We start from the raw sequence: 25,792 nt of genomic DNA, 5'->3' as shown, positions 1-25,792 counted from the left end.
TCCCCGTGCCCGCCCCGGACCTGCCTGGGAAGCACCCCTTCACACCACGGAACGCGGAGCGTCGCCCCCACCGACGGCGGACGTCGCCGCCACGCGGACGGTGAGCGTGGCCCACGGGGGAGGAGCGTCCGCCCTTGCGGACGGCGGGCGTTGCCCCCACGGGGGTGAGCGTCGCCCCACGGACGAGGAGCATGGCCCCCGCGGAAGGCGGGCGTTGCCCCCATGGACGGTGAGGGTGGTCCACGGACGAGGAGCGTCCGCCCACGCGGACGGGGAGTACGGCCCCCGGCGGAAGGCGGGCGTCGCCCCCACGGACGGTGAGCGTGGTCCACGGACGAGGAGTATGGCCCCCCTCACGGACGGCGGGCGTTGCCCCCCACGGACGGTGGTCCACGGACGAAGAGCGTCCGCCCCCACGGCTGGCGGGCGTGGCCCACGCGGACGACGAGCGTCGCCCACGCTGATGGCGGGTGACCACCGGGGCTGGCCGTGCCGTGATCCTGGGCGGTCGGGGCGTGCCGTCGTGGCGGTCGATTTCGACGGCACCCACGGACGAGGAGGGTTGTTCTCGCGGGCGAGAGCGCACGGCCCTCGCGGACGAGGAGCACGGCCCCCCCGGACGAGGAGGGTTGTCTTCGCGGACGAGGAGCGTCGCCGTCGCGGACGAGGTGCATGGCCCCCACGGCTGGCGGGCGTGGTCCACGCGGACGACGAGCGTCGCTCACGCTGATGGCGGGTGACCACAGGGGCGGGCCGTGCCGGCCGTGCCGTGATCCTGGGCGGTCGGGGCCGTGCCGGCGTGGCGGTCGACTTCGACGGCACCCTCGCCGACAGGGTGCCCGACCCGAGCAGCGGGCCCGGGCCCACGCCGACGCGCCGACGTTGCCCACACGCACGCAGAGCATGGCCCCCCTGCGGACGGCGAGCCTCGCCCTGCGGACGGCGAGCGTCGCCCCGGGGGCGAGGAGATCGCCCCGTGGATGCGGAGCGTCGCCCCCTGCGGGACGGGGATGTGTCCTGCGCGCGGGTGGAGGCGTGCGGGGAGGTGGGTGGCGTCGTGGTGGGCCCCGGGGGATGTGGAGGGCCCGGGGAACACCCCCTGATGTGTGCAGGGCATGACAAAGGAGGGCCGTGCGGGTCGTTCGTGGGTTCCGTGTCCCGCACGGCTCGCGTGAGAAAAAGGATCCGCGACCTGTTGTGGCCCGTCGCGGGGGCGGGGGCGGGGGCGGGGCGGTGCGTGGGGGAGGGCGGGGTGTTCGCCCCGTCCGTCTCCGTCATGCCGTCCCGGCCGTCATGCCGTCCCCGACCGTCATGCCGTCCCCGACCGTCATGCCGTCCCCGACCGTCATGCCGTCCCCGGCCGTCATGCTCTCCTGGCCGTCATGCCGTCATGCTCTGCCGGTCGTCTTCGCCGTCCCGGCTGTTCCGGCCTCCTGGCCGTCCTGGCTGTGGCCGTCTTGGTTGTCGGGGCGGTTGCTGAAGTGGTGGAGGTGGTCCGATGCCCAGTCGCGGTAGGAGTGGGGGCGGTGTCCTGTCAGCCGTTCCAGGTCGTCGCCGGTGCGCCGTTTGTTTCCGGCAGCTTGGAGATCGGCCCGTTGGAGGAGTGCTGTGACCACGTGGGGCGGGTGGCGCCGGGCGAGGGCCGCGGTCTCTTCCTGCCGGGTCCGTTCCCGGAACTCCACGGGTGTGCCGAGCAGTTCGCCCAGGATCGCGGTTTGCTGCCGGGCTGTCAGGGTCTGCGGTCCGACCAGGGTGTAGGTCTTGCCCCGGTGTTCGGGGCGGGTCAGTGCGCGTACCGCCACGGAGGCGACGTCGCGGGGGTCGACGGGTGTGTTGGGGGCGTCCCCGTACAGGGCGCCGACCGTTTCCTTGGCGCGGATGCCGGCCGCCCAGGCCAGTGTGTTGGACATGAAGGCGCGGGGCCTGAGCAGTGTCCAGGAGAGCGGTGCGGCGCGGACTTCCTCCTCGATCTCCCGCTGGCGGCGGGTGAGGAGGTCGTCGGTGGCGTCGGCGACGGCCGCGGCGGAGAGTTTCACGACGTGCCCGACGCCTTCGGCGGCCGCGGCCCCCAGGAAGTGCGCGTCGTGGGGGGCGGTGGGGTGGTTCGTCACGAGGAACGCGGCGTGCACCCCGCGCAGTGCGCGCCGCAGGGCGGGGGGGTCGGCGTAGTCGGCCGTGACGGTCTCGGTCCGCGGAACGTCCGCGCCGACCCGGCGGGGGTCCCGGGCCATCAGGCGTACGGGCACGCGGTGCGCGGCCAGCCGGCGGGCGACGAGCGCGCCGGTGACGCCGGTGGCGCCGGTGACGAGGATCAACGGACCGCTCCGCCTTCGGGGGCGGTCACCGAGGACCGGAAGACTTCCTCCCCTTCCTGGCGTCCGGTGACCACGACCGTGTTCCGGCGCTGTCCGGGCCGTGCCTCGATCCATATCGGCTCGCCGAACTCGGCGTAGCGGGCGAAGGAGTTGGTCGCCGCCGCGGGGTGGAACGCCGCGGGGCCCATTAAGGTGTACGCCGCCTGTCTGGCCGCCTCGATGAGCACCATTCCCGGGATGTGGTCCTTGGGGCCCTGGTAGAGGGTGGTGTGGCCGGTGTCCACGCGCAGCTGCCACAGGTCGCTCCGGGAGGCGGGGGCCAGGAGCACGTCCTGGGGGCGGGTCCGTCCCACGGTGTGCGGGGGGACCCCGGCGCCGGGGGGGAGCGTGCGCAGGGCCCCCGTCCGCCCGCCGCGCAGCCTCGCGTAGGTCCGCGGGCTCAGGATCCTGATGCTGCTGACGCCGACGCCGGCCGTGCCGCCCTCCCTGCGGACCGTGACGCGGCTGTCCATCGCGCAGAGGCGGCCCGCCCGCCACGTCGTCGCGGAGAGGGACACCTCCAGCTCCACCTCGTGGCTCCCCGCGGCCCGCAGGTGCGCGGGGTCGCAGGTGAAGTCCAGCGACCCCATCAGGAAGTGATGGTCCAGCGGCACGCCGTAGGCGCCGTGACCGATCAGTATCGTGCTCTGCCGCATGGACTCCACCAGCAGCAGGGCGTCGTGCAGGCCGTCCGCCGGAGCGAAGAAGCCGTGGTCCGCGGGCCATATCCCGCTCACGAGGAACCGGTTCTCCGCTCTGCGTTCCCATCCCGTGGGTACGACGTCCCGCGGTCTCGCCCGGTGGACGAGTTCTCCCGGTACGGCGGCTCTCGTCGTGCCCTCTACCAGGGCATACGTGTCCGACACGCTGCACGCTCCTCCGTCTGTGGCCGACTGCCCCACGCAGCCCGCGCCGACAAGATACGTACGCCGGAGTATGTTTTGCAATGGCCCCTGGAAAGTAGCCAGCCTTCCTCCGGATCCTTCGATACACGTGCAGGTGGAAGGCATGTGGCACGGGCCTTTTCGGTCGAGTTTCCCCGTTACGGGCCCCCTCGGCCGGACGGTGCGGGGCCCGCGACGGCCTCTGACGACGTACGGGCTGTTAAATTCATACGGTTCAGTCTTTAAAACGCATCGGCAGTACCCGCAGGGAGCACGGTGGCTAAACAGGATCGATCGGTACGTACACGGCGCCGGGTGCTGGAGGCGGCGGCGGAGGTCTTCGACCGGGAGGGCTACCGGGCGACGACCGTCAACGAGATCGCCGCGGCGGCCGGCATGACGAAGGGAGCGGTGTACTTCCACTTCAGCGGTAAAGAGGAACTCGCCCAGGTCATCCTCGACGAACAGCAGCGCGGCGCCGAGGAGGCACTCCTGCCGCAGGCCGTGAAACTGCAGGAGATAGTGGACTCGGGCCTGGTGCTCGCCGAACGGCTCCACACGGACGGCCTCGTGCGCGCCAGCGTCCGGCTCAGCCTGGACCAGCAAGCGGGCGAACTCGACCGCAGCAGCCCCTTCCGTACCTGGACGGAAGTCAACCTCGCCATCCTCCAGGAGGCCGGGCGGCGCGGGGAACTGCTCGCGCACGTCGACCTCGCCGCCACCGCCGAACTGTTCGTCGGCTCCTTCGCCGGCCTCCAGCACATGTCGCAGGTCCTGTCCGGATACGCGGACCTGCCACGGCGGATCTCCGTACTGCTGCGCACCGTGCTGCCCAGCATCGCCGTCCCCCCGGTCCTGGGCAAGCTCGACCTGTGCGCCGAGCGCGGCGCCCACCTCATCGCCGAGGCCGAGGCCCGGGCCGCCGCCGCGGCAGCGCCCACCCCGGCCGGCGCACCGGCGGACACACCGGCGGACGCATCGGGGGACGCACCGGCCGCGGCCGGGAAGAGCCCGGCGCCCGGGGAGCGATGACGCGGCGACAGGTCCCCCGGCCGCGGGAGGCTCCGGCACCCGCCGGCCGCGTCCCGCGGCGTACCGGGAGGAATCTTTTCCCCGCGCGCCGGACGCCGGCCGCGCGGCGGCCGGGTCACCTCCGCACTCCGGGCCGCGCCTGTGCGCGGTGTCGTTCCTGCGGTCCGTGCCGCACCTGCGCGCGGTGCCGCCTCTGCGGTCCGGGCCGCGCCCGGCCCGGGCGGCCCGGACCGCGGTGTCCGGGCCCGCCGTGTTCACGTGCGGGACTCCGTGCCCCGCGCAGGGGCTGCGCGGGGCACGGAGTCCCGCCTCGCCCCACGGCCGGCCCGGGGGAGCCGCTTGGTGGGGTACGGACACCGCCCCCGGGCGGGCCAGCCCGGGGGCGGTGGCACGCCGGGGCCCGGCAGTGGGTCCGTGCGGTGACTTCGAAGGGGCGCCCTCCACCCCGGCGCCCTCCACCCGGGCGCCCTCCACCCGGGCGGGCTCCCATCCGGGCGGGCTCCCGCCCGGACGTGAGATCCCGGCACCGGACCAGGGGCAGCTCCGTGACCCGGCGGTTCCCGGCGGATGCGCAGCTGCTGCGGCACCTCGCCGCGTTGCCGCAACGTCCCCACACATCCCGTACGCGCCGCGCCCTTTGGCCGTGCGCCACGCCCTTTGGCCGTGCGCCACGCCCCTTGGCCGTGGCGCACGCCGCGGCCGGTGCCGCGCACCGGACGCCACGCATCGCGGCCGGGCCCCCTCCGGCCGGGAGGGGGGCCCGGCACGAACCTGGGGTGGCCCGGCCCCGGCGGTTCCTGGCGGGTGCACGACGACGGCCACGGCGCCACGCCGCGTTGCCGGAGCATCCGCACACACCCGCATACGGACGCCTTTCCACCGTGCGCCGCACCGCGCGCCGCACCGCTTCAGACCGCCGCGCCGCGCTGTGCGCCGCGCCGCGCCGCGCTGTGCGCCGCGCCGCGCCGTGCGCCGCGCCGCTCCAGACCGGTGCGCCGCGCCGCGCCGCGCCGCGCACGGCGCGGCGCGGGCCGCGGGCCGGTCCTCAGGCCGCTTCGACCATGTCCGGCCGCTTCGCGGGGAACGCGTGCTTGCGGGCCAGGACCACCACGACCAGCACCGGCGCCATGAGTGCCAGGACACTCCAGGCGAAGGAGTCGGGGCCGATACCGCCCAGGAGGATGCCGCCCACCGCGCCGCCGCCGGCCATGAAGGAGTTCCACGTGGTGACCAGCAGCGCCTGCCCCCGGTCGCCTCCCGCGTCGGTGACGTCGGTCTGGAGCAGGGTCGTGACACCGCCCCAGCCCAGGCCCCAGAGCACCATCGCGCCGTAGACCACGACGATGTTGCCGGCCAGCAGGGCCAGGAGGACCGCCGCGGCCAGGAACAGGGCGCTGCTGACGATCGTCAGCTGGCGCAGCCTGCGGTCGACCAGCGCACCGGTGATCAGGATGCTCACCACCGAGGCGATACCGAAGACCAGCAGCACCACGTCACGGGAGTCGCCCATGTCGTTCTCGTCGAGGAAGGTGGCGATGTACGTGTACAGGATGTTGTGGGCGAGGACGTAGGCCGCGACCACGAACAGCACCGCCGAGACACCGGGCAGCGCCAGCGCCTTCAGGATCGGCTCACGGGCTTCGGGCCGCTTGCCGGGGGCGTCGGGGACGGAGACGAAGATCCACCCCAGCAGGGCCACGGAGACCAGGGTCACCAGGCCGAAGGTCAGGCGCCAGCCGAACAGGCCGCCCAGGAAGGTGCCCAGCGGGATGCCGAGCGACAGGGCGAGCGGGACACCGGCCATGGTGATGGCGATGGCCCGGCCCTGCAGATGGGGCGGGGCCAGCCGCCGCGCGTAGCCGACGAGTTCGGCCCACACGGCCGCCGCGGCGACGCCCGCGATCAACCGGAACACCATCGTCAGGGGGTAGCTGGACGACAGTGCCGTGACCGTGTTGGCGACGGCGAAGGCCAGGACCGCCAGGAGCAGCAGCTTCTTGCGGGCCCAGGCCGCCGTGGTGACGGACAGCGGGATGGCCGAGAGGCCGGTGGCGATCGCGTAGATCGTGAGGGACTGGCCCATCGCGGACTCGCTGACCGAGAGGTCCCGGGCCATCTCGGGGAGCACCCCGGCGGGAAGGGCCTCCGTCAGGATCCCCATGAAGGCCGCCGTCGACAGGGCCAGGAGCGGGGACATGGGGAGCTTGCGGCTCTCTGCCGGCAAGGACGTGCCGGGGAGCTCTGTTTGAGAAGCTGACATGACGGTATCCTCAAACCTTCACATTGGTGTGAATGTCAAGTGGGCGGGAGAACGGGGTGGATCCAGATGCGGATCGGTGAGCTCTCGGAGCGCACGGCAACGCCGCGCCGAATGCTGCGGTACTACGAGGAACAGGGACTTCTGGTGCCCTCACGGGCGTCGAACGGATACCGGGACTACGCCCCGGGGTGCGTGGACCGGGTCCTGCAGATCAGGGGACTGCTCGAATCCGGCCTGCCCACACGGGTCATCAAGCAGGTCCTGCCCTGCATCGACGACCCCGCGGCCATCCACATCTCCGGCGCCACGCCCGAGACGATCGCCACCCTGGAGCGCGAACGCGACAGCATGGCGCACCGCCTCCAGTGCCTGCTCCGCAGCCACGAGGCGATCGTCGGCTACCTGGAGGCGGTCCGCCGCGACCAGCAGCCCCGCACCCAGGTCCCCGCGATCCGCTACGGCAGGGCGGACGCGGTGACCGAGGCGGCCTGAGGGCCGAAGCGGACGGCCGGCGGGGCCTTGGGGCCGAAGCGGACGACGTTGGGCAGCGACACCCCGTGGCTGGTCACGTCGATGACCATGCGGTCACCGTCCTCGATCCGGAAACCGTCGTGGTAGGTGGCCTTGTCCGCCCCCATGAACAGGTAGTTCACCAGGCCCGGACGGCGGAGCGCCGGGTAGGAGAACAGGTACTGCGTCATGTCGCCGAACCGCTGGAAGATGGAGTCCGCGCCGCAGGAGAACGCGCCTTCCCACGCCGTGGCCCCCCCGCGCTCGATGACGACCCGGCCGCTCACCGCCGCCGGGGGGTCCTCCAGGAAGAGCCAGGGGGCGATGGAGGTCTCGCACAGCTTGGCGTAGGGGGTCCACGCCCACGGCTTCTCCAGGTGGAGCCCGATGTCGTTGAGGTCGTTGCCGAACGTGTAGCCCGCGTAGTGCGGGATCCCCTCGTCGTCGTTGACGTAGACCAGCACGACTTCCGGCTCCTCCAGCAGCCAGAGCGGATCGACCGGGGTGACGAGCGGCTCGTCCGGCGTGCGCAGCCAGGACCAGAAGCCCTTGATGTAGTAGTTCGGCGCGGCGAACGCCTCGTCCAGGTCCAGGCTGCAACGTCGAACTTGGGCCCGGTGGGTCCCCGTAGAGCCGTTGATCAGTCAGTTGTTCGTCGACGTGGGCAACGGGGGCGTAGGAAACGCAGTTCACGGTCCCCCACCGCGACCGACAGCACCTCCCCGCCCGCCCTGAGGGCCTTGGCGACATCCGCCGGGCCCGAACCGGCGACCAGGGCATCCCGCAACTGCCCCTCCCGCACCGCGTACAGCTCGTGGAACGCGCCGTCCGCGGGCAGGTCCAGCCCCGCGTACCGCCGGCCTTTGTACTCGCACTCGAGGAAGACGGACATGGCTGTCGCTGGCCTGCAGGTCGGTGGGATCCGGCGGTGCGCCAGACGGTGTCGAAAAACGCGCCGGGCGGCGTGTTCAGCGGAGAAGCGGCCGCGTCCGGTACGGAGGGCGGGACTCGCCCAGGACCTCGGCGACGCGGTCGAGGCAGGCGCTCACCCACGGCAGGCGCAACGGGTCGGCCACGCTCAGCGCAATGCCGCGCTCGGCGTCGCTCTCCCCGTACAGCCGCGAGGCCGGTGGCAGCCTTGATCCGCAGCAGGCGCTCCGCTTCACCGAACGCCGTGGCCAGCAGCACCCCCACCGCGTACCGGCGCGCGAGCAGCTCCGCCAGTTCCCCGCTGCCCCCCACGTTGAGGACACGGGCCAGGTGCGGGCGCAGGGTTCCGAAGTCGGGGTAGAGGTAGCAGGTGGCCCGCACCTGGGGTCAGGCGGGCGCCGGCGGCGGTGAGCTGCCATTGCGCCGCCCGCACCACCACCTCGTGCAGCCGCAGGCTCGCGGCCACGCGGGCGACGACCTCGGGCGGCTCCTCGAAGGCGTAGGCCGCGGCAGCGTGCACCGGGCCGCGGTGCTCGACCAGGTCCTGGCTGGCGACGCTGGCCAGCCGCACGTGCAGCGTGCGCCCCAGGTCGCTGTCGGGCAGGCGGGCGACGCTTGTCCGCGCACCCGCCCAGCGCCGGGTTCTTGGTGAGGCCGGTGGTTACCACCGCTCCTCTCGGGTGCGAAGACCGCCGGGGAGAGCGCCCGGTCGGCGACATCGAAGACCAGGTCGCAGTGATCACTCAGGGACGACGACCAGGTCCAGCTCCCGGGCGGCCTCGGCGAGCCGGCTCACGGTGGCCGCCCGGGCGATCGTGCCGCTCAGGTTGTCCGGGCAGGGTGACCACCACGCACATCGGATCCCGCCCGCGGCCCGTGCCCGCCGCACCGCCCCGACCAGGGCGTCGGGATCGGGCACGCCGCCCTCGCAGGGGCGCACGGCCGCCGGCAGGGCACGCCACCGCCAGCGCGGCCGGCGCCCAGTGACTCACCCAGCTCGGCACCGGCACCACCACGTCACAGTCGACCGCCAGCATCAGCGCGAGCAGTCAACGGCTTGCTCTTCGGCCTGCAGACCACCAGGCCCGGATCGGTCGGCAGACCGCGCCGGCCCCCAGCCCGGCCGCCGCCACCCGCAGCGCCCGGTCCCCGGTCACCGGACCGTAGGCCGCGGCGGCCGCCGCGGCGAACCGCTGCGCCAGGACCGGCAGGGCCAGCAGCCGATCCACCGCGGCCAGGGACACGACCCGCTCCCCAGCCGCCCGGCGCCGCATCGGCTTCCTCGTCGGCGGCGAGGTGGCCGACATGGCCACCGGCGCGCGATCGAACCTTGCTCTCTCCTACGGGTCGGGGAGGGGACTGCGGACCGGCCGCCCTACCTGCGTCGCCGGCCTCCACCGGCTCCTGGCGGCGTACCGCTCCCGCAGTTCGATCTTGCGGACCTTGCCGGTCAGCGTCTCGCGGCAGCGCCGCGCGCACCTCCAGCCGGTCGGGGAGGAACCGCGCCTCCTGGCCGGCGGCCGCCAGTTGGGCGCGGACCTCCTCCAGGGAGGGCGGGTCGTCGCCCCGCGGCACGACCGCCGCCAGGATCAGGTCGTCCAGCCGCCTTGCTGAGTGCCGACCACGGCCACCTCGGTCACCTTGGATGCCGGGCGATGATGGCCTCCAGCTCGGCCATCAGCACGACGATGCCGTCCCGCAGGATCGCGTCCTTCGCCCGGCCCAGCAGCCGGATCCCGCCGCGTACGTCCTCACGGGCCACATCACCGGTGGCGAACCAGCCCTCCGCGTTCATCTCCGCGTCGAACGCGTCGGCCCGCTTGTAGTAGCCGAGCGCCAGGCGCGCCCCGCGCACCCGCAGCCGGCCCTCCGAGGCACGCTGCCCGGGATCGTGGCAAGCATCGATCCGGATCGCCAAACAGTAGATCAGACGCCCGTGACTGTACGCCGCCCGGTCCTGGTTGTAGTCCAGCCGGGTGATGGTCACTGGACAGAACTCCGACATCCCGCACCCTGAGTAGGTCTGCACCCCGAACATCTCCAGCAACAATCGCCCCCCAGCTGCTGCAGGACAGGCGCGGCACCGGTGACGACATGCCGCAGCGAGGACACGTCCCGCGGCTCCGCGCGCTGAGACTCGGCGACACGGTGAGGGTGGGCGGCGGCCCGCACAGGGAGCGTCGCCCTGTACTTGCCTCGATCAGGGCGGGCAGGAGACTGTTGTCCGGTCCAGGTCCCGGCAGAACGACGGTGCCGCCTTCGGCATGACCCCGGCCAGGACACCCTGGCAGAAGCCCGAGTAGTGGATCGGGGTGTCGTCAGCGCGGCGACGAGATCCTCGCCCCGCAGCAGGAAAGTGTCCACGTAGCCGCGCACCGCCGAGTGGATGGTGTTCTGGCTGTGCAGCACCCCCTTGGAGTCGCCCATGGATACCTGAGGTGAAGAGCACGGATGAAGGGATCGTCGGGACCCAGCTCACGGCCGGCCGGATCCCGGCCGGCCCACCTCCGCTCCCAGGGCTCGGCGACGAAAGTGGTCGTGGAAGTCCACGGCCTGCTCGGGGGTGTGCCCCCTGACCACCACGACGTGCTCGAGGGGCAGTTCCCGCCCTGGAGCGCGATCAGCGTCTTCGCCAGGGGTAGCCCTCCCACTCGTCGACCGTGACGCAGACCTTCGCCCTCGGTCAGCGAGAGGCGGTAGCGCAGGTCGTTCTCCCGGCAGATCGGCGCGGTGGGGCGGATCACCGCTTTCACCCGGATGCAGGCGAACATCAACGGTACGATCTCCCACCGGTTGGGAGCTGGACCGCGACGAAGTCACCCCGCTCCACACCGAGTTCGAGCAGCGCACCTGGCGAGACGCTCCGTCAAAAACGGCGAGCTCGGAGTAGTCGAGGAAGTCCGTACGCGCCTCGTGGTAGCCGCCGGCCCGCGACAGCCAGCTTGTGCGGCCGCTCCCGCGCCTGACGCCGCAGATCGTCCAGGAACGTCTCCTCGCGCCACCACCCGCGCCTGCGGTACTCCGCGGCGTTCTCGTCGGACGTCGCGACCGCCGGACCGGGGTACACCGCCCCCTGCTCCGCGCTCACCGCCGGTCCGCCCGTCGGGCCGCGAGCAGCTCCGGGAGCGGGTCGCCCGCCCGGCCCGCCGCGATCTCCAGCAGGTCCACCGTGTTCTGCCGCACCCGGTCCCCGACCCAGTCGAAGACCCACGCCTTGCGCGCGTCCGCCGCCAGCCCGAAGGGAACGACCCGGGTGACCGCCAGCGCCGCGGAGGCCGCCCCCCCGATGTTGGCGATGACACCGGGCACCAGGGTGACCCCGGCACCGGCCGCCTTCTCCTTGGCGGCGCCGCTCGACGCGAGGTTCGCACCCTCGACGACCACCCCGCAACGCAGCCGGTGGGTGTTCTCCGCGGTGAGCGCGTGCTTCTGCGCGGCGAGGACCAGGAGGTCGGCGTCGACGTCGAGCCAGGCGTCCGCCCCCGCCGACAGCGTCACCCCCTGCGGCAGACCCGAACGCTCGATACGCCCGAACTCGTCCGTCGCGGCGACCAGCGCCGCCACCGGGAGACGGTCCGCGCTGATGGTCCCCTCCACATCGGCGACACCCACCACGACGTGCCCGCGCGCCTCCAGGAACCGGGCGACGGCCCGGCCCACCGCGCCGAAGCCCTGGATCACGACCCGCGCCGGACCCTGGTGGCCACGCGCCTCCAGAGCGGTCACCGCCGCCACCCCGACACCGTGCCCGGTGGCATCGATCAACGGCTCGTAATAGGTACGCCAGTCGATGGGCATGTCCGGCGCGCCCGCCCTGAAGCGCGGGTCGTAACCCGCCTCGGCGAAGAAGACGGCCCGGTCGGCGGGGGTGACCCCCATGTCGATACCGAGGTGGATGCCCCCGTGCAGCAACGGCTTGACCGTCCGCCCGAACGTGCGGAACGTCTCCTCACGGTCCGCCGCGCCGTCGGCCACGATGCCGGCCTTGGCACCACCGATGCGCAGGCCCGCCAGGGTGAACTTGTCGGTCATGTCACGGGCCAGCCCGGCCACCTCCTCCTCGCTCACACCGGCGGTCATCCGGGTACCGCCCATCGCCAGCCCGTCGACCAGCGAATCGACCACGACCCACCCCCGGAGACTGCCGCCACTGCCGTGCAGACGGGTGACGAACGCGGGGGCCTGCGGTTCTTCCGGAACACTCATGGGACACGTCCTTCTGGTGGGTGGGCGGAAAAAGGAGACCGGCTCGCGCGCGAAAGCGCTCACCGGTAGAGCTGGGCGAAGCCGCGCATGATCTCCAGGCCGTCGGGCCGGAACTCCAGGTGCGCCTGCGAGCCGAGGATCCGGCCGTCCTCGGAGCGCAGGAACTCCACGGGCGCCAGCTCCGAGCGGCCGATGGACCGGAAACCCGCCGGCGCCTCGCGCAAGTACAGGGTGTGGCGGTGGAAGACCGTCACCGTGGGCTTGACGTAGGAGAAGAGCGGCTCCTCCTCGTCGACGTGCGCCTCGTACCCCCCGACCCGCTGCGGGCCCTCGACGAGGCTGCCGCCGGCCGCGACCGCCAGGATCTGCATCCCTCCGCAGATCCCCAGGACCGGGACGTCACTGCTCATGACCAAGTCGATCAGCGGCCGGTAGTAACCGCTGTCGTAGGCCCGCACCTTGGTGCCGCTCAGCGCGATCGCCTGGTACCGGCCGCCGAGACGGGCGGGCACCGACGCCGCGTCCACGGCGTCCGTGTCCGAACCCAGATCCTCGAACTGCTCGCGCAGCCGTTTCAGCGATCAGGCACCGCCGACGACTACGGGCAGTCGGAATTTCGCCGCCGGCAATCCTCGTGCTTCCCGCGACGACGGGGCAAGTCGCGCCGGCCGCCTAGAGACCGGCAGGAAGGCCCGCAAACGACGACGACCTGTTCTGCCCCGTGCTCCTGCGCCTCCGTCCCCGCTCCTAAGCTGCTCGCGCATAAAGCCCGCAGCACCTCAGTCCAGTGTGTCGGCCGCCGCCGCGTCGGTGATCCGTGCCAACTGCACGGTCCTCGACCAGCGGCGTGCGCGACACCGGCGGCAACGCGCGGTAGACCAGCACGAGATCGGCCGCACCCATCGCCCCGGCTACCTGCCGCGGCGGCCCGGTCGGCATCGGTGCTGACCTCGTGGCCGCCCGCGTTGCGCGCCAGCGGCGCGATGAGGCAGGCATGACCGGTCACCACGTTCTTCAGGTACGCCGCATCCACCCCGGTGATCGGCCCGACGAAGCTGTTCAAGTCGACGAGCCGCTCCTCAAGCCACCACCACCGCTCACTCCTTCCTCGGCGCTCACCAGGCCTTCGCCGCCCACCAACTGGCCTGCCGCGGCATCGCTGCGCTCCAGCTCGCCCCAGCACGTCCTCGTCGAGCTGCGCGCTGACGGCCTCGATGTCCTCGATGACCCCCGGCGTGGTCCACCGTCTCTGGTTGCCGTACTGGTCATTGCCGACCGCCGAGGATCGCGAGCAACGCGGCTGGAGCTAATTGAGGGGCTTGGACCAGGCCGTGCACCAGGACCAGCGGGGCGTCGCCCGGCGTGCCGGGCGAGATCGCCCCATCGATGTGCCGTCCAGGCCCTCCAGGCTACTCTTGCCGAGCTCGACCCTGAGGGGCGACACCGACTCGGCGCTCATGCCGGCAAGAGGGGCAACACCGTCAGCTCCTGCCCCTCCGGCTGCCCGTAGCGCAGGTTGAGCGCCTGCACCGCTTCGACATCGCCGCACCCTCGACCAGGTTGTCCAGCGCCGCCAGGACGACGATGCGACCACCGTCCGCATCGTGCAGGACCGTCACGTCGCAGTAGTTGGACTCCAGCGCCGCCTGGGGGTCGGGTACGGGGATCAGCGTCTCGTCGCTGCGGCGCACCTCGTGCGAAGGAACGGCCCCTGCAGAACCGCGGCGTACGCAGAATGCAGCTCCCGCAGGTCCACCTCCTCGTCGGTGAACACGTAGCAGTTGACGAGAAGCCTGCGACACGTGGAAGACCTCGCACGCCGACGTGGCGCCAGCTAGCTCGATCCCGCCCGTCCTCTGCCGCTGGAGAACCGTGGCGACCTCCGCGTTATGATGGTGGACGGTCGGCGCGTGGAAGGCGACGGCACCACGGGGCAAGGGGTGCAGGCCTTCGCGTCCGCGCAACTGCAGACCTCGGCCGCCGTAACTGCTCTTGCCATCCACGACCACGGTCCTCCAGGGCGCAGACTCCAGCCCCCGTGGCCAGGGGGACCAGCCCGAGCGCAATGGCCGCTCGCGTACCAACCGGCGACGGCGATCAGCGCGGCACTCTCGAGCGCGTCGCCGACGATCACCCGCACCCCGTACACGAAGTGCGCGCCGGCAAGTTCCTCCGACTGCCCGGCCTTCGGATACCACTGCTCGTGCAGCTCCTGGCCGCTGATCCGGAAAGCACCCCAGAGGTCGATCACGCAGTCGCCACACGATCGGCGAGCTCAGCGGCGAGCCGGGCGGATACCGCGCCGCGCGCAAAAAAAAATATCACGCCGTACTGCTCGGCCACCCCGTCCGCGTCCACCGGCTCGATCACCAGCCCGAGATCGAGGCGCAGCTTTTCCGGGATGGAGCCTGCGCAGGGCGCCGGCCTGCACAAGAACTCCAGCCCAGGAAAGGCTGGTCTGCATCGGGGTGCTGGATGACCAGCCGGAGAAGTTCGCCTCCGGCCAGCCCCGAAGCCCCGACGATTCCCACACGTATCATCCCAGTGTCTCCCGCAGATGTCCGAGCACGGCCGACGAGATGTCCGTGCTCGTCGTGGACGCCACACCCCGCCATGCGGGGGCGTGGTTGACCTCGTTGACGACGGGGCCCGTCGCGGTCCTGAAGAGATCCACCCCGTAGATCCCGGCGCCCAGCCGGTCCACGACACCGTCGACGCTCTTGCGGACCTCGGGATCCTCGCTCAGGGACCGGCTCCGGTTGCCCAGCGCCGCGTTGCTGCGCCAGTCGGCACCCGCGCTCTCGAACTCGGCGGCCGCCACGATCTCCCGGCCGACGACCAGGCAGCGCACCGACCCGCCCCCCAGATACGGCTCGACCAGGCAGGCCTGCTCGAAGGCGTGCCCGAGATCCTCGACGTAGTCGTACACGGAGTGCGCCAGGTCACCGTCGCGCACCAGGGTGACGCGCTTGCCCATCCCCCCGTACACCGGCTTGAGCACCACGGGCGTGCCCAGTTCCCCCAGCGCCCGCTCGAAGTCCTTGCGCGACAGGGCCAGCCGGAAATCGGGCACGGGTATCCCGGCCGCGCGCAGCACGGCGCGCAGCACGAGCTTGTTCTCACAGGCGTGGATCGAGGCGGCCGAGTTGAGGACCCGCACCCCGTTCGCCTCGGCCATCGTCGCGATCAGCCCGCCGCGGGTGTAACTGCGGCTGCGGACCAAAAGCGCGTCGTACCCCTCCAGGGAGGAGACGGCGTGCGCCGCCCCCAGGCACAGGGACTCGTCGTTGACCCAGTCGATCCGCAGACCGAACCGCGGGGCCGCCTCGATCAGCCGGCGTTCCTCCCAGCCGATCCGGTCCGCGACGACGGCGATGCTGCCGGCCATGTCACTGGCCCCAGTCGCGGAGCTTGACCTCCACCATCTGCAGGGTCAGGACGCCGTCCTCGATGTCCTCGACCCGCAGGGTCAGCATGCACTCGGGGCACGACAGCGTCTCGCCCCGCACGAGCGGTGGAACGGTCAGACCGGTCTCGCACTCGGGGCAGGTGCCGGTCAGGGTTGCGGTGCTCATGGACGACTCCGGTTTCGAAAGAGGGAACGGAAAAAAAGGGGGGGAGGGGCCGGGGCCGGAAGGCCCGCGGAAGAGAAGGTCAGACGACGGCCTGGAAGTCCACGGCCGCCTTGCGGACCGCGTCCCGGTCCAGCAACGGGCCGCCGGCGTCCCTCTGGCGCTCGCTCAGCCAGTCGGTGAAAGCGCCCACGTCGGTCCCGACACCGGACCCTTCGAGCGCCCACGCGACCAGCGCCGTCGTCAGCCGGGTGCGGACCCGCAGCTCCCGCCGGTTCCCGACGACCTCCGCGGGCAACGTCTCGTACGCCTCGGGGAAACTCAGCTGGCCGGGAAGCTCGTACGCGAAAGCGTGCGGGGCGGTGGGACCCGACTGGAAGGCGTCGCCCAGACCCGCCCCCTTCAGCGCCAGCCGCGAGAGCTCCGTCAGGTGCGTCAGATCGAAACGGGTGTCACCGTGCATCACCCGCAACGACGTCAGGAGCTCCGCCAGCGGGGCGTTGCCACCGCGCTCACCGATCCCGCCGACGGTCGCCGAGACCCACTGGGCACCGGCCCGCACCGCGGCCAGGGAGTTGGCCACCGCCATACCCAGCATGTTGTGCGAGTGGATCTCGATCTCGGACCCGTCGATGGCCGTCAGGTCACCGATCACGGACTGCATCCGCCACGGCGACAGACACGCCACGGTCTCCGCCAGCCGGAACCGGTCGGCACCGGCCTCGAACCCCGACGTCACGTACGGAACCAGCCGCTCCCGGGGCGTGCGGGCACCGTCCTCGCCGCTGAACGTCACATGGAAGCCACGCTCCTTGGCCTGAACGATCGCCGAACGGGCCAGCGCCTGGAGGAACTTGAGACTGGGCGAGTCCAGCTTCAGCTGCGCGTGCTGTTCGGAGGTGGGAATGGAGTACATGATGTGCCGCACCCCGAGCCGCTCCGCCTCGTCCAGGGCCCGGGCCACCTGCCGCCGGTCCCGCACCACGACGAGCGTCATGCTGCGCTCCGGGCCGACGGCCTCATGGGTGGCCAGGACGAGATCGGCGTCCTTGGAGTCCGGACCGGACACCATGCCCACCTCGACCAGCTCGACACCGGTCCTCACCAGCCGTTCCGCGATGGCTGCGGCATCCTTGGGACCGAATTCGACCCCCGCCATGTGCGCTGAGTCCCGCAGGGTCGCGTCGGATATGCGGGGAAGCCCCGGCAGGCTGTCCTCTCCGGCATCGAAAGGCATGGCATTCCTTTCCCTCGGCGTATTCGAATTGAATTCCCGACCGGCTCGGCAAAGATCCGGGAAGGAGAAGGCCCGCAAGGTCCCCGGCACACACTTCGGAGCAACGGGACCGGTGCGGAGCGCTGAACCACATCCTGCTCCCCCCTGCGGCGACAGGCAACGACCTGAATGTCAGAACGATGTCAGGAACCGTCATGCCGCGTCACACCCGCTGACGTAGGACAATCCTCGCCCGCGTTGTGAAAGGACACCCGCCGCCCGAAAAGAATTCCTCGCTAGAGTGTGCGAAGCGAATGCACTTGACATGTTGTTCCCGCTATTTCTCGGCAACGCGGCGACGGACGAGGAAACAAGACCTCGAAAAAGCCCGGACCACGCGGCCGAGCGAAGAACAGGGGAGATCTGATGGCGCTCTTGCAATCCCCGGCCGGCCCCCGCACAGACGACGGCACCGCCGGGACCTCACTGCTCGCCGAGAGCCGGGAACTCGCCGGCCGGCTCGCATGGCCCACCACCGCGGCCCGCGACGACGAACGCCGGTGGGACACCGGCCTCTTCACCCGCCTCGCCGACACACAGCACGGCCGCGGCCTCACCGGACCCCTGGTCCCACGGGCCCTCGGCGGCCGCGGACTCTCCGCCGCCGACACCTGCGAACTCCTCGAAGGACTCGCCGAAGGCTCCCGCGACCCCGGACTCGCCCTCGCCCTCACCGTCCACGCCGTCCTGGTGACAGTGCCCCTGCGCGCCTTCGGCACCCCCGCCCAACGCGAGCACTACCTCCCCCCGATGGCCTCGGGACAGTGGTTCGGCGCACTCTCCCTCCACCAGACACAGGGCGCCTCCCTGACCCCCGCCGTCACCGCACGGCCCAGCACCTCCGACCACGACGGCTGGGTCCTCACCGGCGAACTCGACCTCGTCGCGGGCGCACCCCACGCCCACCACTTCCTCGTCGTCGCCGCCCACCAGGACGGCACCAGAACCGCATTCGTCCTCGACCGCACCACACCGGGCCTGCTGCTCCGCGACAGCGCCCCCACCGCCATGCGCACCTGCCCCTGGGGCCGCCTGGTCCTGGACGACTGCCCCGCCCCCGCCGACGCCGTCCTGGGCACCCCCGGCGAGGCCTCCGCCGAAGTCGAACCCCTCCTGGCGGCCCTCGACTGGGTCTTCGCCGCCGCCCCCTGGCTGGGCATCATGCGCGCACTGGCGCGCGACACCATCGGAGCCTCCCGCGACCGGACCCTCTTCGGCCGCCCCCTCGCCCACTCCCAGAGCACCAGATTCGCCTTGGCCGACCTCGCCACCCGCACCGAACTGGCCCAAGGCCTGCTGCGCCGCACCGCCGGCCTGTTCGACGCCGGCGGCCGCCCCACCCTCCCGCAAGCCGCAGCCGCACGGCTGTTCGTCGCCTCCTGCGCCCGCGCCGTCACCGAGGCGGCCGCCCGCATCACCGGCCCCCTCACCCCCACCGGCGACCGCCTGGCCGAACGCGCCTTCCGCGACGCCCTCTTCTTCTCGGAGACGGGCGGCGGCCCCGCCGTACTCCAACCCGTCATCGCCGCCCACCTGCTCGGAATCGGCTAGAAACCAGGAACGAGGAGTCGTCACCGCGATGAACACCGAACGCAACCCCTACCGCACCGCGCTGAACTTCCCCGGCATCACCGCCCGCGCCCCCCAAACCGATACCACCGGCCACATACCCCCCGAAAACTGGAGAGAGATCGTCGACAGCGGATACCTGCGGCTCTTCCACCCCCCGGAGCACGGCGGCACCGGCGCCGGCGCAGCCACCCAGATCGACGCGATGCACGCACTCGCCCGCGCCTGCTCCGGCACCTACTGGTCGGCGACCGTCTCCGCGCTGCTCTGCGGCAAACTCGTCTCCACCTACGGCGACCTGCGCCACCACGACAAACTGCTCCGCTCCCTGCTGTCGGGCGAGAAGACGGCCTGCTTCGCCATCGCGGAGCCGACGGCCGGCAGCGACGCCGGCACGTACCGCACCACCGTGCGCCCCGACGGCGGGCCCTCGGGCGGCTTCGTCATCCGGGGGGAGAAATCCCGCATCACCAACGCGCCCACCGCCGACGTGGCCGTGGCACTCGCCCGCAGGGAGCGACAGAACGGCGACACCGGCCCGGAATGGTGCCTGGCCTTCGTCGATCTGCACCAGCCCGGCGTCCACCGCTACGAAACAGCACACATGGGACTGCGGGGCATGCCCTGGGGCGGCCTCGTCCTCTCCGACGTACCCGTCGCCCGGGAAGACGTCGTACCCGTCCCGTTCGGCGAACTCGCCAAGGGAATGACCTGGGGATGGCTCCTCGTCTCGGTCGCCGCCCTCGCCACCGCCGAATCCGCACTGACCGCCTCGGTCCGGCACGCCCACGAACGCGTCTCGTTCGGCCGCCCCCTGGCACACATGGAAGGCGTCCAGGCCCAACTGGCCGAGTCCCGCGCACAGATCGACGCCGGCTGGGTACTCGCCCGCCGCGCCGCCGACGAGCGCGCGGCGGGCAGATCCGCCCAGCACCTGATCGGCATGCTGAAGGTGTACGCCACGGAAATGGCCGTCCAGGTCACCGGACGCGCCGTACAGATCCACGGCGCCTTCGGAGTGACCTCCGGCCACGAGGTCGAACGCCACTACAGAGACGCCCAGATGAACGTCATCGGCGCCTTCGCCTCCAACCGCCTGCGCGAACAGATCACCGAAGGGCTGGGCCTGGGACCCGCGGTCCACGACACCTTCGACTGGCTGACCCCGGCCGGCCTGCGACAGCACCCCGCCGGACTCGACGGCTTCTCCCGGCCGCCGGCGGCAACCGTCTGACACCCCCCCCCGAGCCGCGAACGCACCCCGGCGCGCACAGACACCGGGGTGTCCCAGGTCCCGGAACAGGACCAGACCAGGCACAGGGGTGTCCCGGGTCCCGGAACAGGACCCGGGACACCCCGCCCGTCACCGCGGACACACCACGCACGACACCGGCCCCACGGAGAGGAGACCCGGGCCCACGTGACAGCCCGGTGATCGACAGCGTCAACGGGGCGGCGGACCCCCTCACCGGAACCACCGCGCCCGCCCGACGGCAGTCACGGGCCGGCGCCTCGGGAGAAGGCCGCGGACGGATCGCCGCGGAGTCTCCCGCCCCGGCGGCGCCGCACTCCGGCGCGCCGGGGTAGCCGGGCAGCGACGGGGCTGCCCCGCCTGCGATCACCAAGCGGGCGAAGCCTCCCGGCGTCCCACCGCGGTCGGTGGGGCGGCGGCTCCGCCGAGGCAGCGGTCCAGAAGTGCGTGCATACGGGGTACGGGGAGGGACGGGTTGGCCGCGGCGCCTTCCGCGGTGCGGGGGGCGGTGAGGAGGATCTCCAGGGTTTCCGGTGTCAGGCTCGGGTTGGCGGCGGCGGCCCGGCGCACCCCCTCGTCGGCGTCGTCCACCGGTGGTCCGGGCAGGGTGGGATCAGGCCGCTGCGAGGGCGCGTACCCCCTCTCCCGGATCAGGTGGCCGATGAAGTCAGGTCTGGCCAGGTGCGCGAGGCGGGCGGCGTCGGCGGTCCATGGCGTTTTGGGCGGGTGACGAAGACGTGTTGGAGGAGGTGCATCGGAGCCAACAGGTAGTTGCCAGGCCCGGCTGGATCCGGACCTCCTCGTCGATGGTCCTGCGTTCGAGTTTCAGGTCGAGACCAGCCCGTAGTCCCCTTTAGCTCGCCGCGGCCGGCGGCGACCCAGCCCCGTTCCCTTTTCCCTCGCGCAGGCGGCGAACCAGCCGAACGCGGCGGCGCGGTGGCAGGCTCGGGATCAGGCTCGGTGATCGGACAGAAGCCTGCAGGACTGTGGATGACGGAACGGCTGTTCGTAGATCGCGTCGTACTTCGAGCAGGTACGGGAAAGGGGTGAAGAAAATCGCGCGTCGGCACGCCCCTGACCGGGTTTCCTCTGCTCCGCCACCAGCACCGGTCGCTGGAGTCCGGCCAGGCTGGCGACCATCTCGCGGGTTGCTGCGCCGAGCCTGCGCGGGCGAAGCCGAGCGGCGGCGCTCGGCCGGGGTGCTGGGTTCCGGGCCAGGGGCTCCCCGGTACCGTCCGCTGAGCACTGCTCGGCGGCTGGCGGCGGCTTTTCTTCACCTATTATGCTCGAATTTCCTTCTGCCTCCAGACGGTCGGCGTGAGCTCCGACTTCACCCGTTCCAGGTCAATCTCCCCGGACTTCCTGTCCGCTGCTGCTTTTCGGAGCGCCAGGGTCAGGATCGTCGAGCAGGCTTGCCCGCTGCCCTATGGGTCAGCGGCTCCCGCAGCACCGGCGGCGCTCATCAGCAGTGCGGGGTACTGGCGGCAGGCCAGGGAGCGGAGGAAGGACGGCAAGATCATCGGAACAGTCGAATTCCCCGATGGTCTCTTCCGCGGAGCGCTCGCCATCCTAGCCCCCTTTTGGGCGGTCAGGAAAAAGCGGAGATGTATTCGGCGGCGGCCATAAAAAGCTCGGCCAGGGCGAGCAGGCCGCGAATATCGAGCCGCGCGATGACGAGTCCCGACGGGTCCCTCGCGCCAAGGGGGCGATGCGCGTAGGGTCACGTACTAGCTACAAGCGGGCGCGCCAAGGGTCAGCCACTCAGGTAGCTGGGCATCAGGCGAAATCGCCGTCGAGCGGGTCGCGGTTGTTGCGCATCAGCCGACCCAGATGCTCTGTCGCTGGGTCCATCGAGCGGATCTGGACGACCGAGGTCGCCGCCGGGTTGAAGGCGACGCTGTCGGAAAGGAAGTTTTTGCGGAAGGTCATGCACCGCCTCCCTTTGCCGCTTCGCCCGCTCCTGGGCCGTTGCACGTGGCGCCCCTGCTGCTCGCCCGATTTCCTCCCTAGGCTCCCCCCCCAGGTCGACTCTTTCCGCTGGCGCGGCGCGCGCCTGGTGCGCATCATCGTCGTCCATCTCCAGCCGCCCCCGGCGCCCGGGGCGCTACCTCCGCCGTCGGGCGCGCGGTATCTCGGCCCCATTCGCGGGAACCACTCCGCAACGGCAGCGGCGCACCCCACCGTAGACCTGAGCACGAACACCTCCTCCATCCCGCAGCCGGAGTCAGTGCAGCTCGCCTTGCACTCCGCTGGGAATTGCGATCGGAGCTTGGCGCGCGGCCCATGGTCGCCGCCACCGCGTTCGCCCCGCCGAGCAGTGACCACGCTCGCTGACCACCGGTCTGCTGCGTGCTGCCCTCCTTTTTCGCGCCCCGCGACGCCCCGTCGCTCAGGAGCCGTCACCGGATACCAGGGCGTACCAGGCATATCTGCCCCGCACCCATCTCGGCGCGGACGCGTTCGCCAATTTTATCGCGGGGCGAACCAAACCAACGGCCTTGGCAGATCAGTGTCCCGCGGCAGATGCCGGCCGCCACCTGGGCCAGGTACTGGCCGGGGATGCCGCTGGTATGGAAGTAGCGTCCTGGCGCCTGCGTTGGCCTTCCACGGTTTGACTTCTGCCCTACAAAACCTTGCTGACGCATTTCCGGCTCAACTCAGTCTTGGTATTTGCGAAGTCGAGACGTTTGGTGGCCTTACGGCGAGCCACCACCGAACTGCGCCGCGTTTCCAACAAGGTAATGACCAGTTTATTTTTTTTCGACCAGGGACAGGCCGTTCAGGATCCCCGGCGGTGATCGACGAATACCGAGGATGTCCTGCGGCTGCCGGGGACCGGGGCGCTGGTACCTGGAAAATACCGGGTGTTTTTTTTGAAGGAATCCACGACATGTAGCGGCAAGATCAGGGCGTCGAGCCAGCTCTCTTGCCGGTGACGTATTCCGCCCAACGCCCTGGCTGTAAATCTTCACATTCGGCGTGGTCACCGGTTACCGCGAAAAACGCCATGATGACCGCACCCCCCCAGGGACTTTCTGACGGCCAGCCGGGAACTATGGAAAATGCCGAATCCGACCCCGGCACCGACGTTCGGGAGCGCGTCGGCGGCAGTCGCCGCTCCTGCTGACTCAGGAGTCTTGTTGACGATCCCTGGACCCTGCGAGGAGATGCTTTCGGCACCGTCTGTCTCTCGGGCGCCGAAGCGGTGGTTGGGCGGCCCACTGACAAATATAAAAACTCATCCAGCAAGTACGGTAGGACTTCCCCGCGCCTCTCGTTGCTACCCTCGGCGCGGGCCAGACAACCTAACGTTCGAGCAGCGAGCACCGATTCCGGCCGCGCCGGGCCGGTCCTCGGAGAATAATTCAGGCCGAACCCTCTCGGCCGCCCGGACCGGGGGTTCTCGCCTGCACCGCCGGCCCGGGAGCGCGCCAGCGCAGCCCTCCGCTCCTCCATCGGTCCGCCCTCACCCCCTCGTCTGGGCGCCCGGTCTGCCGCACGTCTCTTTGCGTTGCTCCCGCCGTTCACCCCCATCGTCGTCTCTGCCATGATCACCGGCGCGGCGGCTGGTCGGGCCCCCGGCGCGCCCGCCCGCACGCGCCTGTCGCGGGGCGGCGGTGTCACTTGTGGGCCACCGCGTGCGGATGTGCCGGTTCGGAACCGGTGCGGGTAGGCCGGTGATGCCAGGCCTTCGGGGCGTCGGTGGGGCCAACGTCGTTGGCCGCCAGGGATCCTTCTGCTCCGCGGCGGGTACGTCCCGCGCGGCGGGGCCTGGAGGCAGGCGTTCCTCCGGCGCCCAGGGACCGCCTCTGCCCGGCACCCCGACGCGGGGCGGACCTCGAAGAAGGGTCGAGGCACCTGATATCCTCACGCTCCGTGTTACGCCCGTCGCGTCCGCAGGCGCAGATTCTCCGCACAGGTCCCGCCGGCGCACTCGCCGTCACCGGACTGGTCGCGCTGCCCCCGGCCGCGCAGGGGCATGCTGCCCGCCCCCGTGGCGTACGTCGCCGACCTGAGCGGCAACACCGTGACGGCGCTCGACACGGCCACCAACACGGCTGTCGCGACCATCCCCGTGGGAGCTTCCTCGATCGGGGTGGTGGTGTCCCTGGACGGTACCCGCGCCTACGTCGCGAACAACGGCTCGTCCTCCGTTTCGGTGATCGACACCACCACCAACACCGTCACCGCGACCCCCGCGGTCGGCAACGGCCCCATCAAGCTCGCGGTGCTCTCGGACGGCGCCACCTTCTACACCGCGAACTCCGGCGCGAACACCGTCTCCGTCCTCGACACCGCCACCAACACGCTCACCGGGACCGTCGCGGTCGGCGCCCTCCCGTTCGGCATCGCACTGTCCCCGGACGGCACCCGCGCCTACGTCTCCAACAACAACGGCAACACGGTGTCGGTGATCGACACCACCACCGACACCGTCGTCGCGACCGTCGGCACCGGCCTGAAACCCAACGTCACAAAAAAAAAAAAAAAAAAAAAAAAAAAAAAAAAAAAAAAAAAAAAAAAAAAAAAAAAAAAAAAAAAAAAAAAAAAAAAAAAAAAAAAAAAAAAAAAAAAAAAAAAAAAAAAAAAAAAAAAAAAAAAAAAAAAAAAAAAAAAAAAAAAAAAAAAAAAAAAAAAAAAAAAAAAAAAAAAAAAAAAAAAAAAAAAAAAAAAAAAAAAAAAAAAAAAAAAAAAAAAAAAAAAAAAAAAAAAAAAAAAAAAAAAAAAAAAAAAAACCCCCGGACGGCACCTCGGTGTACGTCCCCAACGGCTACAACGGCACCATGTCGGTCATCGACACCGCCACCAACACCGTCACCGCGACCTTTCCCCTCGGCCCCTTCCCGTACGCGGTCGCCTTCGCCCCTGCCGGCACCGCGGTACCCACCGCGGACCTGACCGTCGCCGTCGCCGATACGCGCGACGAGCCCGGCCGTAGCCGGCGACCCCCTCACCTAATTGCCACCGTCGGCAACAACGGCTCCGAGGCCGCCACGGGCACCACTGCCACGATCACCCTCTCCGGTGCCGCCCGCACCATCACCTCGGCGAGCGCTTCCCAGGGCTCCTGCACCGTCACCGCGCCGACCGTCACGTGCGCCCTGGGCACGGTCGCCGACGGCGCGTCGGCCACCCTCACCGTGAACGTGACCCCGACCGCGGCCGGCACCCTGACCGCCACCGTCACCGCCGCGGCCACCGAGACCGACCCGGTCCCCGGCGACAACACCGCAGCCCAGTCCACCACCGTCGCCACCCCGCCGACCGCGGACGTCGATGTCGACCTCACCGCCCAGCCGCGGCTGGGCATCCTGGCGCCCTACATCACCTACACCCTGACCGCCCGCAACACCGGCCCCCACCCGGTCACCTCCGCGACCGTGAAGGCGGCACTCCCGCCGGGCGCCTCGGCCACCGGCCTCTCCACCGGATGCACCACCAGCGGCACCACGGTGACCTGCTCCTACGGGGCCATCGCCAACGGCGCGAGCGTCAACAAGACCTTCCGCGTCCCGCTCGGCCTGCTGAGCCTCGGCCCGGTCACCGTCACCGGCCAGCGCACCGCCTCCGCACCCGCCGACACCAGCGCCGCCAACGACACCGCCGCCGTCACCTGCAACGCGCTGTCCATCGTTCTCGTCACCTGCCCCTGACACCGGCCGGCCGCCGGACCCGGACCACCCGGCACGGTTGCCCCCACCGGCCCACAAGCCGGCGGGGGCAACCGTGCCGGCCAGCCCACGGGAAACACGCCCCGGGACCCGGGCCGTGCCCTGAACGCCGGCCGCCGGCGCGGCCGGCCAGAAGCGGGCGTCGGTCTTCCCCTCTCCTGATACCCGCCCCGCCCCGGTGACCCCGACCACCAAACCGGAACCGTGACAAGGCGGCCCGGCTCGCGGACCCGGCGGCAGCGCCCGCCGGCGTGGGGTCCCCGAGCATTTCCGTC

25 protein-coding genes are annotated in these 25,792 nt (G+C 70.9%); 7 read left to right on the top strand and 18 right to left on the bottom strand.

What is annotated here, in order from left to right:
- Nucleotides 1-1,388: 1,388 nt before the first annotated feature.
- Both PZB77_RS00420 and PZB77_RS00415 read right to left on the bottom strand, forming a co-directional pair.
- Complete coding sequence (locus tag PZB77_RS00420; protein WP_275490494.1) at nucleotides 1,389-2,315, bottom strand: NAD(P)H-binding protein; 927 nt, start codon at nucleotides 2,313-2,315, stop codon at nucleotides 1,389-1,391.
- On the bottom strand, nucleotides 2,312-3,220 hold the full coding sequence (locus tag PZB77_RS00415) for a ScbA/BarX family gamma-butyrolactone biosynthesis protein (RefSeq protein WP_275490493.1): 909 nt from the start codon (nucleotides 3,218-3,220) through the stop codon (nucleotides 2,312-2,314). The genes PZB77_RS00420 and PZB77_RS00415 overlap by 4 nt, the downstream gene beginning before the upstream one ends.
- A gap of 294 nt (nucleotides 3,221-3,514) precedes the next feature.
- Here PZB77_RS00415 and PZB77_RS00410 point away from each other — a divergent pair, with 294 nt between their 5' ends.
- Nucleotides 3,515-4,270, top strand: coding sequence for a ScbR family autoregulator-binding transcription factor (locus PZB77_RS00410; RefSeq protein WP_275490492.1), 756 nt, complete (start codon nucleotides 3,515-3,517; stop codon nucleotides 4,268-4,270).
- A gap of 1,045 nt (nucleotides 4,271-5,315) precedes the next feature.
- Here the strand turns inward: PZB77_RS00410 and PZB77_RS00405 are convergent.
- Nucleotides 5,316-6,530 carry an MFS transporter gene (locus PZB77_RS00405; RefSeq protein ID WP_275490491.1) on the bottom strand — a complete coding sequence of 405 codons (1,215 nt, stop codon included), beginning with the start codon at nucleotides 6,528-6,530 and terminating at the stop codon, nucleotides 5,316-5,318.
- Between the two features lie 66 nt (nucleotides 6,531-6,596).
- Between PZB77_RS00405 and PZB77_RS00400 the strand changes: the two genes are divergently transcribed.
- On the top strand, nucleotides 6,597-7,022 hold the full coding sequence (locus PZB77_RS00400; protein WP_275490490.1) for a MerR family transcriptional regulator: 426 nt from the start codon (nucleotides 6,597-6,599) through the stop codon (nucleotides 7,020-7,022).
- On the opposite strand, the gene PZB77_RS00395 is transcribed toward PZB77_RS00400, so the two are convergent.
- The 4 genes from PZB77_RS00395 to PZB77_RS00380 all read right to left on the bottom strand — a co-directional run bounded on the left by PZB77_RS00395 (nucleotide 6,986) and on the right by PZB77_RS00380 (nucleotide 9,214).
- The gene (locus tag PZB77_RS00395) at nucleotides 6,986-7,504 is read right to left on the bottom strand and encodes a hypothetical protein (RefSeq protein WP_275490489.1); all 519 of its coding nucleotides are present in this window, start codon (nucleotides 7,502-7,504) and stop codon (nucleotides 6,986-6,988) included. The two genes, PZB77_RS00400 and PZB77_RS00395, sit on opposite strands and share 37 nt — an antisense overlap.
- Nucleotides 7,505-7,680: 176 nt before the next feature.
- On the bottom strand, nucleotides 7,681-7,932 hold the full coding sequence (locus tag PZB77_RS00390; RefSeq protein WP_275490488.1) for a hypothetical protein: 252 nt from the start codon (nucleotides 7,930-7,932) through the stop codon (nucleotides 7,681-7,683).
- 777 nt (nucleotides 7,933-8,709) lie between these two features.
- Nucleotides 8,710-8,889, bottom strand: coding sequence for a hypothetical protein (locus PZB77_RS00385; RefSeq protein WP_275490487.1), 180 nt, complete (start codon nucleotides 8,887-8,889; stop codon nucleotides 8,710-8,712).
- 130 nt (nucleotides 8,890-9,019) lie between these two features.
- Nucleotides 9,020-9,214: a hypothetical protein gene (locus PZB77_RS00380; protein ID WP_275490486.1), complete on the bottom strand. Its 195-nt coding sequence runs from the start codon at nucleotides 9,212-9,214 to the stop codon at nucleotides 9,020-9,022.
- A gap of 61 nt (nucleotides 9,215-9,275) precedes the next feature.
- On the opposite strand from PZB77_RS00380, the gene PZB77_RS00375 reads away from it, so the two are divergent.
- Nucleotides 9,276-9,584: a hypothetical protein gene (locus PZB77_RS00375; protein WP_275490485.1), complete on the top strand. Its 309-nt coding sequence runs from the start codon at nucleotides 9,276-9,278 to the stop codon at nucleotides 9,582-9,584.
- A gap of 22 nt (nucleotides 9,585-9,606) precedes the next feature.
- Here the strand turns inward: PZB77_RS00375 and PZB77_RS00370 are convergent, their stop codons facing one another.
- From PZB77_RS00370 to PZB77_RS00330, 9 genes are all read right to left on the bottom strand, one after another.
- Nucleotides 9,607-9,957 carry an AMP-binding protein gene (locus PZB77_RS00370; RefSeq protein WP_275490484.1) on the bottom strand — a complete coding sequence of 117 codons (351 nt, stop codon included), beginning with the start codon at nucleotides 9,955-9,957 and terminating at the stop codon, nucleotides 9,607-9,609.
- A 1,097-nt stretch (nucleotides 9,958-11,054) separates the two neighbouring features.
- Complete coding sequence (locus tag PZB77_RS00365; RefSeq protein WP_275490483.1) at nucleotides 11,055-12,176, bottom strand: Glu/Leu/Phe/Val dehydrogenase dimerization domain-containing protein; 1,122 nt, start codon at nucleotides 12,174-12,176, stop codon at nucleotides 11,055-11,057.
- Nucleotides 12,177-12,235: 59 nt separating this feature from the next.
- Entirely contained in the window at nucleotides 12,236-12,703 is a 468-nt protein-coding gene (locus PZB77_RS00360) for a gamma-glutamyl-gamma-aminobutyrate hydrolase family protein (RefSeq protein ID WP_275490482.1), read from the bottom strand.
- A 954-nt stretch (nucleotides 12,704-13,657) separates the two neighbouring features.
- Nucleotides 13,658-13,867: a hypothetical protein gene (locus tag PZB77_RS00355; protein WP_275490481.1), complete on the bottom strand. Its 210-nt coding sequence runs from the start codon at nucleotides 13,865-13,867 to the stop codon at nucleotides 13,658-13,660.
- A gap of 556 nt (nucleotides 13,868-14,423) precedes the next feature.
- Nucleotides 14,424-14,546, bottom strand: a complete 123-nt coding sequence (locus PZB77_RS00350) for a hypothetical protein (RefSeq protein WP_275490480.1) — start codon at nucleotides 14,544-14,546, stop codon at nucleotides 14,424-14,426.
- Entirely contained in the window at nucleotides 14,543-14,716 is a 174-nt protein-coding gene (locus PZB77_RS00345) for a hypothetical protein (protein WP_275490479.1), read from the bottom strand. Before PZB77_RS00345 ends, PZB77_RS00350 begins: the two co-directional genes overlap by 4 nt.
- On the bottom strand, nucleotides 14,713-15,564 hold the full coding sequence (locus PZB77_RS00340) for a RimK family alpha-L-glutamate ligase (protein WP_275490478.1): 852 nt from the start codon (nucleotides 15,562-15,564) through the stop codon (nucleotides 14,713-14,715). Before PZB77_RS00340 ends, PZB77_RS00345 begins: the two co-directional genes overlap by 4 nt.
- Before the next feature lies 1 nt (nucleotide 15,565).
- On the bottom strand, nucleotides 15,566-15,751 hold the full coding sequence (locus tag PZB77_RS00335) for a lysine biosynthesis protein LysW (RefSeq protein ID WP_275490477.1): 186 nt from the start codon (nucleotides 15,749-15,751) through the stop codon (nucleotides 15,566-15,568).
- A gap of 79 nt (nucleotides 15,752-15,830) precedes the next feature.
- Complete coding sequence (locus PZB77_RS00330; protein ID WP_275490476.1) at nucleotides 15,831-16,985, bottom strand: isopropylmalate synthase; 1,155 nt, start codon at nucleotides 16,983-16,985, stop codon at nucleotides 15,831-15,833.
- Between the two features lie 405 nt (nucleotides 16,986-17,390).
- Here PZB77_RS00330 and PZB77_RS00325 point away from each other — a divergent pair, with 405 nt between their 5' ends.
- Together PZB77_RS00325 and PZB77_RS00320 are read left to right on the top strand one after the other, a co-directional pair.
- A complete protein-coding gene (locus tag PZB77_RS00325; protein ID WP_275490475.1) occupies nucleotides 17,391-18,575 on the top strand; it encodes an acyl-CoA dehydrogenase family protein in 1,185 nt (394 codons plus the stop codon).
- A 28-nt stretch (nucleotides 18,576-18,603) separates the two neighbouring features.
- Nucleotides 18,604-19,827: an acyl-CoA dehydrogenase family protein gene (locus tag PZB77_RS00320; RefSeq protein ID WP_275490474.1), complete on the top strand. Its 1,224-nt coding sequence runs from the start codon at nucleotides 18,604-18,606 to the stop codon at nucleotides 19,825-19,827.
- 384 nt (nucleotides 19,828-20,211) lie between these two features.
- On the opposite strand, the gene PZB77_RS00315 is transcribed toward PZB77_RS00320, so the two are convergent.
- Nucleotides 20,212-20,436: a hypothetical protein gene (locus tag PZB77_RS00315; protein WP_275490473.1), complete on the bottom strand. Its 225-nt coding sequence runs from the start codon at nucleotides 20,434-20,436 to the stop codon at nucleotides 20,212-20,214.
- Between the two features lie 1,185 nt (nucleotides 20,437-21,621).
- Entirely contained in the window at nucleotides 21,622-21,774 is a 153-nt protein-coding gene (locus PZB77_RS00310; protein WP_275490472.1) for a hypothetical protein, read from the bottom strand.
- A gap of 2,146 nt (nucleotides 21,775-23,920) precedes the next feature.
- Between PZB77_RS00310 and PZB77_RS00305 the strand changes: the two genes are divergently transcribed.
- Nucleotides 23,921-24,784, top strand: coding sequence for a YncE family protein (locus PZB77_RS00305; protein ID WP_275490471.1), 864 nt, complete (start codon nucleotides 23,921-23,923; stop codon nucleotides 24,782-24,784).
- Entirely contained in the window at nucleotides 24,741-25,499 is a 759-nt protein-coding gene (locus tag PZB77_RS00300; RefSeq protein ID WP_275495856.1) for a hypothetical protein, read from the top strand. Before PZB77_RS00305 ends, PZB77_RS00300 begins: the two co-directional genes overlap by 44 nt.
- Nucleotides 25,500-25,792 lie beyond the last annotated feature (293 nt).

This window comes from Streptomyces sp. AM 2-1-1 (genome assembly GCF_029167645.1).
Taxonomy (GTDB): Bacteria; Actinomycetota; Actinomycetes; order Streptomycetales; family Streptomycetaceae; genus Streptomyces.
The sequence above is the reverse complement of the archived record's forward strand: the minus strand, read 5'-3'. Positions and strand labels throughout refer to the sequence as shown.

Bases quoted from the DNA above. Each gene is read 5' to 3' on its own strand.
- PZB77_RS00345 (WP_275490479.1), bottom strand. From the start codon at position 14,716: ATGATACGTGTGGGAATCGTCGGGGCTTCGGGGCTGGCCGGAGGCGAA.
- PZB77_RS00310 (WP_275490472.1), bottom strand. From the start codon at position 21,774: ATGACCTTCCGCAAAAACTTCCTTTCCGACAGCGTCGCCTTCAACCCG.
- PZB77_RS00320 (WP_275490474.1), top strand. From the start codon at position 18,604: ATGAACACCGAACGCAACCCCTACCGCACCGCGCTGAACTTCCCCGGC.
- PZB77_RS00390 (WP_275490488.1), bottom strand. From the start codon at position 7,932: ATGTCCGTCTTCCTCGAGTGCGAGTACAAAGGCCGGCGGTACGCGGGG.
- PZB77_RS00325 (WP_275490475.1), top strand. From the start codon at position 17,391: ATGGCGCTCTTGCAATCCCCGGCCGGCCCCCGCACAGACGACGGCACC.
- PZB77_RS00365 (WP_275490483.1), bottom strand. From the start codon at position 12,176: ATGAGTGTTCCGGAAGAACCGCAGGCCCCCGCGTTCGTCACCCGTCTG.
- PZB77_RS00405 (WP_275490491.1), bottom strand. From the start codon at position 6,530: ATGTCAGCTTCTCAAACAGAGCTCCCCGGCACGTCCTTGCCGGCAGAG.
- PZB77_RS00400 (WP_275490490.1), top strand. From the start codon at position 6,597: ATGCGGATCGGTGAGCTCTCGGAGCGCACGGCAACGCCGCGCCGAATG.
- PZB77_RS00330 (WP_275490476.1), bottom strand. From the start codon at position 16,985: ATGCCTTTCGATGCCGGAGAGGACAGCCTGCCGGGGCTTCCCCGCATA.
- PZB77_RS00375 (WP_275490485.1), top strand. From the start codon at position 9,276: ATGGCCACCGGCGCGCGATCGAACCTTGCTCTCTCCTACGGGTCGGGG.
- PZB77_RS00340 (WP_275490478.1), bottom strand. From the start codon at position 15,564: ATGGCCGGCAGCATCGCCGTCGTCGCGGACCGGATCGGCTGGGAGGAA.
- PZB77_RS00335 (WP_275490477.1), bottom strand. From the start codon at position 15,751: ATGAGCACCGCAACCCTGACCGGCACCTGCCCCGAGTGCGAGACCGGT.